The sequence below is a fragment of the Leptospira sanjuanensis genome (genome assembly GCF_022267375.1).
GTDB classification, from domain to species: domain Bacteria; phylum Spirochaetota; class Leptospiria; order Leptospirales; family Leptospiraceae; genus Leptospira; species Leptospira sanjuanensis.
The window spans coordinates 2,037,718-2,051,789 of sequence record NZ_JAIZBH010000001.1; the positions used below are offsets into that span (position 1 = coordinate 2,037,718).

Annotated in this window: 8 protein-coding genes and 3 pseudogenes; 1 reads left to right on the forward strand and 10 read right to left on the reverse strand. The window is 44.8% G+C overall.

Features of this window, described 5'->3' with window-relative positions:
* Window positions 1-2: 2 nt before the first annotated feature.
* Complete coding sequence (locus LFX17_RS09115; RefSeq protein ID WP_238746225.1) at window positions 3-2,750, forward strand: ATP-binding protein; 2,748 nt, start codon at window positions 3-5, stop codon at window positions 2,748-2,750.
* Window positions 2,751-2,985: 235 nt separating this feature from the next.
* Here LFX17_RS09115 and LFX17_RS09120 read toward each other — a convergent pair whose 3' ends face one another.
* The 10 genes and pseudogenes from LFX17_RS09120 to LFX17_RS09160 all read right to left on the reverse strand — a co-directional run.
* Window positions 2,986-4,035 carry a protein-glutamate methylesterase/protein-glutamine glutaminase gene (locus tag LFX17_RS09120; protein WP_238746227.1) on the reverse strand — a complete coding sequence of 350 codons (1,050 nt, stop codon included), beginning with the start codon at window positions 4,033-4,035 and terminating at the stop codon, window positions 2,986-2,988.
* Window positions 4,032-4,535: a chemotaxis protein CheD gene (locus LFX17_RS09125; protein ID WP_238729975.1), complete on the reverse strand. Its 504-nt coding sequence runs from the start codon at window positions 4,533-4,535 to the stop codon at window positions 4,032-4,034. Before LFX17_RS09125 ends, LFX17_RS09120 begins: the two co-directional genes overlap by 4 nt.
* Window positions 4,532-5,047, reverse strand: coding sequence for a chemotaxis protein CheW (locus LFX17_RS09130; RefSeq protein WP_135780773.1), 516 nt, complete (start codon window positions 5,045-5,047; stop codon window positions 4,532-4,534). The genes LFX17_RS09125 and LFX17_RS09130 overlap by 4 nt, the downstream gene beginning before the upstream one ends.
* A gap of 12 nt (window positions 5,048-5,059) precedes the next feature.
* Window positions 5,060-6,928: pseudogene (locus LFX17_RS09135) on the reverse strand (methyl-accepting chemotaxis protein); the annotation flags it as partial.
* 704 nt (window positions 6,929-7,632) lie between these two features.
* Complete coding sequence (locus LFX17_RS09140; protein WP_238746233.1) at window positions 7,633-9,795, reverse strand: chemotaxis protein CheA; 2,163 nt, start codon at window positions 9,793-9,795, stop codon at window positions 7,633-7,635.
* A gap of 2 nt (window positions 9,796-9,797) precedes the next feature.
* Window positions 9,798-10,190 carry an STAS domain-containing protein gene (locus LFX17_RS09145; protein WP_238729978.1) on the reverse strand — a complete coding sequence of 131 codons (393 nt, stop codon included), beginning with the start codon at window positions 10,188-10,190 and terminating at the stop codon, window positions 9,798-9,800.
* Between the two features lie 6 nt (window positions 10,191-10,196).
* Window positions 10,197-10,559, reverse strand: a complete 363-nt coding sequence (locus tag LFX17_RS09150) for a response regulator (protein ID WP_238729979.1) — start codon at window positions 10,557-10,559, stop codon at window positions 10,197-10,199.
* Between the two features lie 14 nt (window positions 10,560-10,573).
* Window positions 10,574-11,833 carry a hybrid sensor histidine kinase/response regulator gene (locus LFX17_RS09155; RefSeq protein ID WP_238746235.1) on the reverse strand — a complete coding sequence of 420 codons (1,260 nt, stop codon included), beginning with the start codon at window positions 11,831-11,833 and terminating at the stop codon, window positions 10,574-10,576.
* A pseudogene (locus tag LFX17_RS20985) lies at window positions 11,796-12,242 on the reverse strand (PAS domain-containing sensor histidine kinase); the annotation flags it as partial. The gene LFX17_RS09155 and the pseudogene LFX17_RS20985, both read right to left, overlap by 38 nt.
* Window positions 12,243-12,322: 80 nt before the next feature.
* Window positions 12,323-14,012 (reverse strand): annotated as a pseudogene (locus tag LFX17_RS09160) (PAS domain-containing sensor histidine kinase); the annotation flags it as partial.
* Between the last annotated feature and the right edge of the window lie 60 nt (window positions 14,013-14,072).

The window sequence follows — 14,072 nt, forward strand, 5'->3', positions numbered from 1 at the left end:
ACATGATCGACTTTCACAACAATCGCATTCAATTTCACCAATCCAATTCCGCGTGGATCCGATCTTTCTCCTTGGAATCGATCAAATGTCTGATCGTATGCCGTGGACCGGTTCGAAAAGAAGCAATGGAAATTTTCGACTCGATCGGAATTCGGGAATATGGAATTCTACTTTCCGAAAAGGATTCGGTCGTTTATCCGATGGCGCTCGCTCCGGAGCTCAGAGGATTCCGTTTTCCGAACAATATCCACAGGGTTCCCGATTACATGGGAGCCGGTAAGGAAGAAAAAGTTCAGAGAATCGAACAGATCATCTCCATCGCCAAAGACAATCAATACACTCATATCTTTGCCGGTTACGGTTTTATGGCGGAAGATTCCGAGTTCATTTCCGCCATCGAAAAAAGCGGAATCGTTTTTATGGGACCGGCTTCCTACGTCGCGGACCAAGCGGGTTCCAAAGACGCCGCAAAAAGAATCGCGAGACAACTCAACGTCTCCGTTACTCCGGGTGTGGACAACATTTCTTCCCTGGCATTACTCGCGAAAGCGGCCGATGCAAAGGCTCTCGAAAAGCTCGCAAAAGAGAAGGGGATCGATTTTACGTTCGATTCTTCTCTTCCCTTGGAAGTGAACGCGGAGAACTTGCTAGAATTAGGATATTCTAAAATTGTAGAACTCGTAACGATCGCCGATCTTCAAGCGGAAGCGGAAAAGGAAACGAAAAAAATCTGGGAGAAATATCCTAAGAACCGGATTCGTTTTAAATACATCGGCGGGGGCGGCGGTAAAGGACAAAGGGTCGTTTCCAAAATCGAAGAAGTGAAAGGTGCGGTTCAGGAAATTCTTTCCGAATCGAAAGTGACCGCTCCCGGAACCAACAAAAACTTCCTCATCGAATTAAACATAGAAAACACAAGACACAACGAGATCCAGCTTATCGGAAACGGAGAATGGTGCCTCGCGCTCGGCGGCCGGGATTGTTCCGTTCAGATGCACGAACAAAAACTTCTCGAAATCTCTCTTACGCAGGAATTGCTGGAAAAAGAAATCGCCTCCTGCTCGGCAACGCAGCCGAAAAAAGCGGAGGTTCTCAAAGGAGATCTGAAAGTTCTCCGCGAAATGGAAGAGCAATCCGAACGTTTCGGAGCTGCTGTAAAACTCAACAGCGTTTCGACTTTCGAATCCATCGTCGAAGGAACCAATCACTTCTTTATGGAAGTGAACACTCGGATTCAGGTGGAACACAGAGTCACCGAGATGGTGTATTCTCTGAAGTTTAAGAATCCGGAAAACACCAACGAATTTTTCATTGTGGACAGTTTGATCGAAGCGATGGCATTACTTTCCCTTCACGGAAAACGCCTTCAGAAACCGGAAAGAATTCTGCGATATCCTTCCGGTTCCGAAGTTCGCATCAACGCGACCAACAAAGCGATCCAACCTCATGCGGGCGGGGTCATTATGAACTGGTCCAAACCTTTATCCGATGAAATTCGCGACGACCAAGGAATCAGCATTCGCAACCCGGATACGAATTTATTCGTACATTATAAAGTTGCCGGAGCTTACGATTCCAACATTGCGCTTTTGATCACTCACGGGGAGAACCGTAAGGACAATTTAATCCGACTGGGAAATATCCTGAGAAAAACGGAACTCAGAGGTTTCGATCTATCCACGAACCTGTTGGTCCATTACGGTTTAATCAACTGGATTCTCGGAAAGGACGCGATGTTCAAACCTTCCACTGCGTTTATGATTTCCTACCTTGCCGGAGTGGGAGCGGTGGAAAAAATCGTGAAAGACGTCGATCTTGAAATCGCATGGAAAAAAACGATTTCAGAAGCGTCTTCTCCCGAATTCAAAAAGGTTCTCAGCAGAAAACTGACTTTGATTACAAGGCCGATCGGAGAAATCCTCAAAGACGCGCATCTCGTAGCGGGATTTATAGGTTATCATTTAAACCGATCCTGGAAAATTTCGGGTTCAAAAGTGGAATGGCTTCGTAACCCGATTCATATCCTTGCGGACCTGTATCACTATTTGAATATGGAAGCAGATCCGAACCTTCCCCCTTCGGAGCAGATTTGGGATCACGATGACGAAATTCTCCAGAAAGCTCTTTCTTTCTATCAGGAGCTTTCCAAGAGAAGCGGAATTGCAGCGGACTCCATCGAATTGGTCGCAAGTTTAAATGCCGGCAAATCCATTTCCGGCGTGGATACGGGGACTCTTCCTTCCGTTCTACATTCGCACAACGGCTTTCAAGCGGGACTCGAACTTCTAAAACTCCTTCCGAACGCAGGACTGAATTCCGGTTTTTACAATCTGGGAGTGGATGAAAAATTGGAAGCGATCATTCCGGATGAATTCAAAAATGCGGAAACAAGAGACGCATTCATTAAGTTTCTTGCTCCGGCTCCGAAAGCGAGTTCCGATGAAATCGTGGCTCCTATGGGGGGAATGTTCTATTCCAAAGAAGCTCCTGATCTTCCTCCGATGGTCAAGGTGGGGGATCATTTCAAAGCGGGACAACCTCTGTTCATCGTCGAAGTGATGAAGATGTTCAACAAGATCTCGGCTCCTTTCAGCGGAACCGTCAAAGAGATTTTGTTAAACGACAGCGACGGAAAGATCATTTCCAAAGGCCAGACGATTTTCAAAATCGTTCCGGACGAAGTGATTCATATCGAGACCGAGGCTGAAATCGCGGATCGAAAAAAGAAAACCACCCTCAGTTTGGTTTAATTTTTTTCCGATCGGTTTCGCTTAACGCAGAAACGACGGCGGATCCATGGATTTGGGTTCGCCGTTTTTTTTGTCTTTTAGGTCGTGATCGGGGGACGCGCGTTCGTGTTTCCTGGTTCAGGAAAGTTCGCGGTTATTCGTATAGAGCCGTTATGCGCGTTTTCTGCATTCGGTTGAATTAAGAAAACATTATATGCTCTTTTTGTATCCGTTCGCGATGCGTCCGTTCAAGGTTTTAAAAATTCTGAACCTCTTTTACGATCTTGGACAAGGGAAGAATCGTATCCACAGCTCCTTTCAAGATCGCTTCCTTCGGCATTCCGAAAACGACGCAGCTTGCTTCATCCTGCGCAATCGTAGCGGCGCCGGTTTGTTTTATCTTTAAAAGTCCGTTCGCTCCGTCGTTTCCCATTCCGGTCATGATGATTCCTTTCGCATTCTTACCCGCGACCTTTGCCACGGAGTTGAATAAGATATCCACCGATGGCCGATGACGATTGACGAGAGGTCCGTCCAAAATGCGGATATGAAACTGCGCGCCGCTTAGATAAACCTCCATGTGTTTGTTTCCGGGTGCGATGTATGCGGAACCGAGCTGAATTCGATCCCCGTCCTTCGCTTCCTTGACTTGAATCTTGCTGATTTGATTCAGGCGATTCGCAAAAGCTTCCGTGAATTTTTCAGGCATGTGTTGAACGATCACGATTCCTGGACAATGAACGTCCAAACGAGTAAGAATGTATTCAAGCGCCTGCGTTCCTCCCGTTGACGTTCCGATCGCAATCAACTTATCCGTCGTACTGATCTTTGAAAAATCCGCCTTGGTTTGTTTGTGAGTTTCAAAAAATTTGGAATCCACGTTTTGAGAAACATGAAGTTTGATTCGCGAACCGGAAGCGTGTGCGGCTTTGACGGAATCGATGAAAAGAATTTCGGATTCTTCCAGAAAATGTTTTAATCCGACCTTCGGTTTTTCGATGATGTCGATGGCTCCGAGTTTCATTGCCAGAACGGCGGTTTCGGATTCCTTTTCCGCCAAGGAAGAACAGATAATCACGGGCGTCGGCTTTTCGGACATGATCTTTTTCAAAAAGGAAATCCCGTCCATGCGAGGCATTTCAACGTCGAGTATAAAAACGTCCGGCCAAACTGCGGAGAGTTTATCAGCCGCAAAAATCGGATCGGAGGCCGACCCGATAATCTCGATTTCGGGATCTTTACTCAAGATTTGAGCGAGAACCTGACGAACGACCGCTGAATCGTCTATGATAAAAACCTGAATCACGGCGACTCCGGCCTTTCCACATAGATTTCCCCGTCCCAAAGAGTAAAATAAATTCTCCGATGGGAAAATCCGCCCAGATCTTCGGAGGTTATCGGGAGATGATTTGCATTTAATAAATCCTTAATGGAGTGTATGTTCTTCATTCCTATATCTCGAACAGATTTGATCTCCAGAAGTTTCTCCTCGTCGCTGGAAAACATCGAAGCGCCTCCGAAAAGTTTGATCTGATACTGACCGTTTCTGCCTCCAGTTTGTTCTATCTTTTCGAAAAACAACCGAATTGCATCGTCCGCGTATTTTGCGTTCAAGGTTGAACTCGTATCGGAGACCGGACGGGCAGGAAGCATAACGTGCGCCATTCCTCCGTATAAAAGCGAAGGATTCCAAAAACAAATCGAAACGCAAGATCCAAGCAGGGTTCGAATCCGAATATTTCTTCTCCCCCAAAAAAAACCTCCGGGCTGTAAAAACAAATCCCGAACTATATCCGGTTCCGTCATGCTTTCTCCGCCAACGCCTCCGCCGATTGGTTTTCTTCCAGAGAAGTCAATTCTTCCAGATTCAGAATTTTATCCGTGTTGAGGATGATGATAAATCCGTTCTCTTGACGGGCCATCCCCAATATAAAATCCACTTTGATCTTGGAACCGAAGGTAGGGGCGGGCTCAATATCGCTCCCCGAAATCGAAACGACTTCGTTTACGGATTCGACAAGGATTCCTAAATCCGTTTTCTCCTTTCTATCTCCGTCCCGTCCCGAATGAAGTTCGACTATAATCACGCATGTTTTCCGATCCGGCTCGATCTTGCTCTTAAAGAATTTATGCTTTAAATCGACGACAGGAACCACGTTACCCCGTAAATTTATAACTCCGGGAATAAATTCTGGCATTAGCGGAACCGTAGTCAAACCGGAATATTCGATGATTTCCTTGATGTGCAATATTCCGATTCCATAATGTTCATCGCCGAGACAAAACGTCAGAAACTGGTTTTCTTCCATTGAGTTCATTCGTTTTCCTCTTCAATATTTTTCGAACTTATCCGCGAGAGGCGATACTCGCATCGAGTCCGATTTCGGTTTCGCAGTTTCCCGTTTTAAACTCACCGATGGACTCTTTAAGATTCCGCCTCCGTTGGTCATTCGTTTTCCGTCCGTTTCCAATATCTTAAAGAACAAGACGGACTCTCTCAGCTGCTCGGCTTGTGCGTTCATCTCCTCGGAAATAGCGGCCAATTCTTCCGAAGCGGATGCATTCTGCTGCGATACTTGATCCAATTGTCCCATCGCCTTATTGATTTCGGAAACGCCCGAGGCTTGTTCGTCACTCGCTGCGGTAATCTCTTGAACGAGATCCGCCGTTTTTCGAATCGATGGAACGATTTGGGATATAAGTTCTCCGGCACGTTCCGCAATCGCAACGCTACTTCCCGCTAAGCTGCTGATTTCGTTCGCGGATTTTTGACTTCTTTCCGCCAGTTTACGGACTTCGGAGGCTACAACCGCAAATCCCTTTCCGTGATCTCCGGCTCTAGCGGCTTCGATCGCTGCGTTTAACGCGAGTAAGTTGGTTTGATAGGCTATATCCTCGATGATACTGATCTTTTCCGCGATCTGCTTCATCGCTTTTACCGTTTCGATGACCGATGCGCCGCCTTCTTCGGCGTCTTTCGAGGACTTGGAAGAGATTTGTTCCGTTTGACGGGAATTCTGCGCATTTTGATCGATGGACGCAGTCATCTCCTCCAGGGAAGAAGTCGTTTCTTCGACACTCGCGGCTTGTTCCGAAGCGCCCTGACTCAATGAATTGGCGGTGGAAGAAACTTCGCTCGCGGACGTCACGAGACTTGAAGAACGAACGATGATGTCACCGATAATTTCGTTCAGTTTGTCCATGGTAGTATTGGAGTATTCCTTCAGCTTTCCGAAAGTTCCATGATATTCGTTCGTGATTTTTTCGGTAAGATTGCCGGCGGAAATTCGTTCCAACGCGTCCACAACCTCGTTCAATCCGCGATTGCTTACTTCCAAAAGCTGATTGAGCGATTGACTCAAATTCAAAAAGAATCCGCTCTTCGTTTCCAGTGAAATTCGGGTGGTAAAATCCCCCTTCGCGGCGGCATTTACGATTTCTTCCACTTCCTCCTGAACGGCAATTTGGTTCGTAACATCCGCCCATTCCACTACAGAGCCGAGTCGTTTACCGTTCGCGTCTAAAATCGGATTCGCGATCAAATCGAAAGTTCTTACGCCGATCTTGATGGTAGCCTTATGAACCGCAGTGAAACTGTTCAACAAACCTCTTTGATGGGTCGGATTTTTATGAAATTGATCGATGCTCGAGCCGATCAATGCTTTGAGATCGAAGTGCGCGAATTGTTTTTTGATATCCGCTTCCCCGACCTGAAACATCTGTATGACCGCCTTGTTCATATAACGGATATTGAATTCGTTATCGGCGATCATTACGTTTGTGGAAGTGTTGTCCAATGCGACTTTGACCCGAACCAGTTCTTCGTTTTCGATGCTCCTTTGTTCGGCGATTTTATTTTGTTCGGTAACATCGCTCCATTCGACCACGGATCCTAAGCGGTTTCCTTTTTCATCAATGATAGGATTTGCAATCAGATCAAAAGTTCTTCCTCCGATATTGATCGATGAACGGAACGTATCCGTAAATTTTTCGAGAATCCCCCTTTGGTGCGCCGGATTCTTGTGAAAACCGTCGATGTTCATTCCTATCAACTTGGAAGGATTGAAGTTACCGAATTGCTTTTTGATATCCGCTTCCGCCGTCTGAAACATGGTACGGATCGACTTGTTCATATAGACGATGTTCAAACTTTTATCCGCCATCATGATATTCGTAGTTACGTTATCAAGGGCGGTCCGCATCCTTAAAAATTCGCGCTCCAAATTAAGGATGGTACTTTGGCTACTGCGGTTGAACCACCAAAGAAGAGCGACCAGAAGAATTGAAATTACGGTATATTCAACAATCGTAATCCAGAAAGAATGATCCGTTGCAGCGGGAATCGCAGACGCAGTTTCGCCGTATTTCAGAAAGTGACTCAAAATCTCGGATTTCACTTCGCGAAACGAGGAAAGATCCGCCGAAAAATCTGCGTTCAAAAACGAAGGAAGATCCTTTCTCAAATCCTTCGAAACGGAGATTTTACTCTTTACTTGTTCCGTCGCATTGGAAAGCGAATCGATCTTTTTTTCCAGACGTCGTAGCGAAACGTCTCCTTTGGAAGACGAATCGGAGAGAAGAGAATGCAATGCGTCCAAATTCTTTCGGATTTCATCCAAATCGGAAAGAAGGTGTTCCTTTTCCTTTCCTAGGGAGATATCTAGGGAGAATTTACCGAGCGATTCGTCCGCCTTCAGCAAAACCTCTGCGGAACGTTTTACCGATTCCAGGTTTTTTGCGGACTCGGACTGAAAACCGTTTTCGGGAATCGAATTTCTAAAATTCTGTACTGATAAAAAAACGAATCCGTTGATTGTGATAGCCAATCCGATCCATATTCCCAAATTTTTTCGAAACATAAAATTTCTCCATATTCAAAATACTTAAAATGAATCCGAATCAATCAAAGCGATTTCGTCGCGAATTCCCGGTTTTTATTCTGTTCCTGATCCCGAATCGCGTTGTACAGACCGGGAACGTCCAATATAAACGCGATTTCTCCGCTTCCCAAAATGGAAGTGCCGCTAAAAACTTTGATATTCTTAAATATTTCTGCCATAGGCCGGATCACCGATTGGACTTCTCCGTGAAGTCCGTTGACTACGATACCGAAAGACTTATCTTCATATTCTAAAACCAATATATTCTCTTTTTCTGATTCTTCATTTTCCAAAGAAAGGAATCCGGAAAGATTCAAAACCGGGAGAAGTTCCCCCCTAAGATTCATCGTTCCCGAGGATGAGCCGTTCAAAACGACTTTGGATTCGACAGTTTCGCGAACAAGCTGCATCGGAACGATGAAATAGGTTCCCGAAGCCTTGATCAGAAATCCGTCTATGATCGCGAGAGTCAGAGGCAGTCGGATTAAAAAAGAACTCCCTCCGTCTTTTACGCTTTGAATCTGAACGGTTCCGCGCAATGATTCGATGTTTCTTAGAACCACGTCCATCCCTACACCTCTTCCGGAAAGGTTGGTTACTTGCTCCGCCGTTGAAAAACCGGGCTGAAAGATTAAAGAATATATTTCCGACTCGGATAGGATTTGATCCTTTGCGATCAATCCTTTGGAAATTGCCTTTTCCAAAATTCGTTCGCTATCAAGTCCTTTTCCATCATCGCTGATCTCGATCAAGATGCTTCCGGTTCCGTGGCTGGCCTGAATTCTAAGTTTGCCGATTTCGGGCTTTCCTTTTCGAATCCGCTCCTCGGAAGTTTCAAGTCCGTGATCGAGTGCATTTCTAAGGATATGAACGATCGGGTCCGCGATCTTCTCTATAACGGATCGATCCAGTTCGGTTTCGCCGCCGAAAATCTCCAGTTCGACTCGCTTATTTAATTCTTTCGAAAGATCGCGCACGACGCGTTTGTATTTCTCGAATAGATCCGCGATCGGAACCATGCGTAGACTCAATGCGAACTCGCGGATTTCGCTTACGAGTCGATACAAGGATTCGGAACCTTCGATTAGCTGTGTATCTCCCGTATCGACGACCTTTCTACTCAGATTGGCTTCTTGAGTGATCAATTCGCCGACAAGACTTATCAAGGTGTCTATCTTTGCGGAATCGACCCGCAGCGTTTTCATCTGCATCTTTAAGGCTTCCGACTCCTTTCCATTCTCGAGAGTAGAAGATGTTGTTTCGTTCAATACGGATTTGTAATCGGGAGAAGACGGGCTTGGCGTAGTTCCAGCGGAATGAATCAAGGTTTCGATCTCTTCCGCGCTTAAAACCTTCTGGATTTCAAGCGCGTTCAAATACACGTTCTTTCCGAAAGGAAAATCATTGCAATTTTCCTCGAATCGATCCAGTCCACATCCCGGGGATAGGATTTTTATATAACCGCCTTCTCTTAAAAATTGAAGTGTCGATTCGATCTCTTCTCCTTGCGAAGAGGTCTCGTAAGAGATTTCGAAACCTAGATAGGAATGTTCCGGATTAAAATCCTCCCAGTCGGGAATCGACTCCGGATAAACGAATACGTGTTTGATCTTACCGGATTGGGATAGATATTTAATGAAAGTAAAGGGATCCATCCCGGATTCGAATAGATGAAGATTCGGCACAAGCGTGATTTGCCAATATTTGGAACTCGATCCGATCGTTTGTTTTTCCACGCCAGGTTCGGAAGGAGTCGAAGTGACCGATGGAGCGGATTGGGTACCGCCTTCGACGTTATCCGAAAGAATCTTTTTAGCCACCGACATAAGCTCGGCCTGTCTTCGGGACATCTTCGAATCCAAAACCAAAGTTTCTCCCACGGACTCGACAAGACCTCTGATGTGATCGCACGCCAAAAATAAGAATTCGATTCCTTCCTTGGTGAGATTTTGTTTCCCCGAACGAATCCGATCCAAAATCGTTTCCACCTCGTGGGTGAACTTTTCGATCGGTTCGTATCCGAACATTCCGGAAGTTCCTTTAATCGTGTGAATCACCCGGAATACGGAATGAATCTCTTCGCTGCTTTTCGAATCCTTTTCCAATATCAGAAGACTCGATTCCATCGAAGAAAGCAGTTCCTCCGATTCCGATATGAACGTATCCCTTACTTCGGAAAGATCCATACTCAGTCTTTACTCGTTCCGTAACGGAACGAAAACTCCTTCAGTTCATCTTTTGAAAGTCGGATCTTATCCCTCAAAAAACCGGTAAGACCGTAGAGATCGATCAGACGCAAAACGCTATGGCTATGATTCACCAAACGCACGTTAGTTTCGTTCGTTTTGGCTTCTTTTTTCAAAACCAAAAGGATCTGTAGACATGCCGTATCCATCTTCGTTACCTTACTCAAATCGATTTCCAAAAAAGAATAAGAATCCTTTCGAACGGCGTCGAGTTTGCCCTTTAGTTCGGAAGCTTCGTAGATCGTAAGTTCTCCTTCCAGATTCAACCTTAATCCTACCGAGGTCGAACCCTCGAATTCCTCTTCGGTCCGGTTTGTAAATAATGAAAACGGCATATACTTTTAGGGAAGAAGCTTGTGGATGGTTTGAACCAATTCTTCGGGTGAAAACGGTTTCGTAAGCCAGGCACGCGCACCCGCGGCAAGTCCTTGGCTTTTGACGTCTTCCTGCGATTCCGTGGTCAGCATTATTATGGGCGTAAATTTATTCTTAGGATCTTTCTTGATTTCTTTTACGAAAGTGATTCCGTCCATGTTCGGCATGTTCATATCGCTGACGATCAAATCGACTTTATCGTTTTGTAATTTACTCAAACCGTCCTGTCCGTCCACCGCTTCCAGGATATCGAAATCGGAACCGCTCAGATGAAGATTGAGTATCTTCCTAAAAACCGCCGAGTCGTCCACGATAAGAATACGTTTCATTTGTTTCTCCTTAATTAAACCAACGGCAAAAAGATTTCCGCAAGAACGCATAAACTTACTTCTTCCGAAGTATGATCGTTCGCATTGTGAATAAAAAATAGGCCGTGATGTTTGCGGACTATATGATCCACGGCCGTCAGTCCGAGACCGAGTCCGAATTTTTCGAGGTGACTCACGCTTTCTACCGGCGGATAGATTCGGAAAAACGGCTGAATGACGAGCTGTTCGAATTTTTCCGGAATTCCTCCGTAGGGTTTTGCATCCACGCGATTCTTGAAAGTAATACAAAAATAACTTTGGTTGATGTTCGTAAAGATTTCGATAGGGGAGTTCACCGAGGAATATTTATAAGCGTTGAGAAATAATTCCTCCATCGCCAAGTAGAGCAGAGGAAGGTTTACGTTTACCTTATATTCTCTTTTAAATACCGGTAGGTTGACAGAATTTCTTTTCGAAAGAAGGAAGGCGTTGAGCGGTTCAGGAATTTCAGCGATCTTATCGATGATGTCTTTCGACGAAATCGTCTGCGATACGAAATTATCGTCGATCAAGTTTAAAAGTTTTTCCAATCCGGAAAGCATATTTTTCGTAATCTGATTGTTAGCAAAAAGTAAATCCAAAATCTCTTTATCAACCTTGTAATATCCCCCTTCGGGAATCTTTACCGAATCAATCATATCCAATAGGCTGGTCATCGCTCCAATTCCGCTTCCTTGAGAAAGTGATGTTTTAAGACTATAAATTGAGTTTTTTTCAAACGATTCTCCGTCCGATTTTCGAATTGTTTCTTTATAAGTTAACCATTCGAGCTGGCTTCGAAGTTTTTGTCCTTCAATCTCGGCGAGGTTCTCTTCCATGTTCTTTAAGTAACAGTAGTTCAAAGCTTTTTGAAGAACTTTAAGAAAGATCTCAGGATAGATAGGCTTGATAATATAATCGAACACTCCCAACTTCATGATCTCTATGATCTTTTCGTTGCTGTCGTTCGCGGTTTGCACCAAGACGACCGCGTTGGGATTTATTTCCTTAAGTTTTACGAGAAAAGAACCTCCGTCCATCACGGGCATCATCAAGTCCAAAATAAAAAGCGAATATTTTCGATCTTGAATCATCTGTAACGCGTCGGCTCCATTGGTCGCGACATCGTGTTTAACTCCGAGTTCGTCGCAGAGACTTTCCAAGAGAATGCTATTTTCTTTTTTGTCCTCTACGATCAAAATCGGATCGTTCGGAATCCTATGAAGAATATTCTTCTTTTTCAGTTCGATCTCCAAGATATATCTCCTTCTGAATTTCAATCAAAATCGATTTCAACTTGTCTAGGGAAAACGGGTTCTGGATCGTATAGTCCGGAAAAAAAGGAAGTAGATCTTCCTGAAACGGAAGAGGGATATCCGCGGTTTCAAGAAGAACGAGATGTTTGAATTTGGATTCTCCGAGTAAGAGATCTCTCAACGATCGGACTACTTCCGTTTCCTCCAATAGAAGACGTGTATCATATATCAAGATTCTATGAGAATCGAGGCTTTTTTGTGGAATTTTGGAAAAATCTTTCGCAGTTCTGAGCGAAATAAATTCTTGATCGTTGTGTATGAAATATCTTTCGATTGCCCGAGCATAAATTCTATCCTGAATCGAGAGAATGACGCTTAAATTCTTGAGTTCTTCCGGATATACCGCTTCGGGAGAGGACGTAACGTTTTTCGAATATTCTCCGTTTTGTTCGATCGCGGTCGTAATTGAATCGTGAGTTCCGAACGAAATGGGCAGGCGTACGGTAAACTTACTTCCGCTTCCGAGTTCGCTCTCCACTTCGATCGAACCACGGTGTGCTTCCACGATCCGTTTTACGATCGGCAGACCAAGTCCGCTTCCTTCCGCAGTGAGATCCTCGGTTTTAACCTGATAAAACGTTTCAAAAATTCTAGAAACCTCGTCCGTTGGAATTCCGATTCCCGAATCCTGTACGGAAAGCTCGTATCCTTCCTCCGTTTTGATTAAACGAACTGAGACTTCTCCGCCCGCATCGGTAAACTTGATCGCATTTCCAAGAAGATTCAACACCACCTGTCGAATCCGTTTCGGATCCGCCTTGATTTCAAAATCCGCGTCCTCGGGTAACCATTGGAATCTCATTCCGATTTTTTTGGTGATCGCCTGGCCGAGGATCATCTCGACGGACGTGGAGGTAAGTTCTTTGAGATCGAAATCTGATTCGTTTAACAAAAATTTTCCCGCTTCGATTCGAGAAACGTCCAGAATATCGTTGATGATATTGAGAAGATGAACTCCGGAATGAAAGATCAGTTCCTTGTATTTATTCTCCCGTTCCATTTCATCCGGAAGATGCATCAACCTGGAAAAGCCAATGATGGAATTCAGCGGCGTTCTCAGTTCGTGGCTCATATTCGCGAGAAACTCCGATTTCGCTTTATTAGCCTTTTCGGCCATTTCTTTTTGCCGATTCAACTCTTCGGTCCTTTGTTCCACGAGAACCTCCAAGGATTCCCGATGAACTTTCAATTCCTCTAATACGTTTTTTCGTTCCAAAAAGACGCTGATGAGATCCACAAAGGTTCTAATCGTGAATATCTCCTCCTTTAACGTCTTGGTTGTTTTAAAATTTTCAAAACCGGCAAAACCGAACCATTCGTTGGAAACGAACAGTGGAATCAAAGTTACGGAACGCGTTTCCCTTTTGTCGAAAAACCGTTTTTCATTCTGCGAAAACTCGGCAACGTTCCCTTGTAGATATCCGCCCGAGGAAAATACCTTTTTCCAACGTATGTATTCGTTGTTATAGGATACGATTTTGATCATCGGAAATTCGGACGCATCGAGAGACGGATCGACTACCTCGAGATACAGTTCCGCGGAATCCGCATTCTCCGAATTTTTAAACAGATACAATCTCTCCGAATCGACAAAAACTAAAAACTGCTCCATCGCGTATTTTAGAATTTTCAAATCCACGGAAGTGGACAAAAGAATCTGCGTGGCGGAAGTGATTCCCATTTCCAAACGGAGACGTCTTGTGGCTGATTCCCCCTTTCTTACTTTTTCAGTAATGTCCCTTTGAATCGATATGAAGTATAAAATTTTTCCCGACGAATCGCGAATCGCGGAGATGCGCCATTCCACGTTGTATGGACTTCCGTCTTTTTTATAGTTGACCGTTTCTCCGGAAAAATCCCTTCCTTGGGAAAGGGATCGTTTTAAATCGATCATCATTTTGCGATTGGTGAGAGGGCCTTGCAGAATTCGAGGAGATTGCCCGATCAATTCCTCCGGTTGATAGCCGGTCATCTTGCAGAAAGCCGGGTTTGCGAATATGATCTTCGGGCCGGGAACTTCCAGATCGGCATCCGTGACCAATATGGAATCCGAAATCTGGTTTACCAGAATTTCATAAAGTTCTTGTGAATGCCTGAAGTTTGTCAGATCGCGTTCCACGGCCCGACAACATCCTCAATTTTACAAAAAGATCAATGATTTTATTCGTCGAAGAGGCGA

What these genes read in the sequence shown, in the direction of transcription:
- LFX17_RS09150 (WP_238729979.1), bottom strand. Translation starts at nt 10,559, where the DNA reads ATGAAACGTATTCTTATCGTGGACGACTCGGCGGTTTTTAGGAAGATA.
- LFX17_RS09130 (WP_135780773.1), bottom strand. Translation starts at nt 5,047, where the DNA reads ATGAACTCAATGGAAGAAAACCAGTTTCTGACGTTTTGTCTCGGCGAT.
- LFX17_RS09125 (WP_238729975.1), bottom strand. Translation starts at nt 4,535, where the DNA reads ATGACGGAACCGGATATAGTTCGGGATTTGTTTTTACAGCCCGGAGGT.
- LFX17_RS09140 (WP_238746233.1), bottom strand. Translation starts at nt 9,795, where the DNA reads ATGGATCTTTCCGAAGTAAGGGATACGTTCATATCGGAATCGGAGGAA.
- LFX17_RS09115 (WP_238746225.1), top strand. Translation starts at nt 3, where the DNA reads ATGATCGACTTTCACAACAATCGCATTCAATTTCACCAATCCAATTCC.
- LFX17_RS09145 (WP_238729978.1), bottom strand. Translation starts at nt 10,190, where the DNA reads ATGCCGTTTTCATTATTTACAAACCGGACCGAAGAGGAATTCGAGGGT.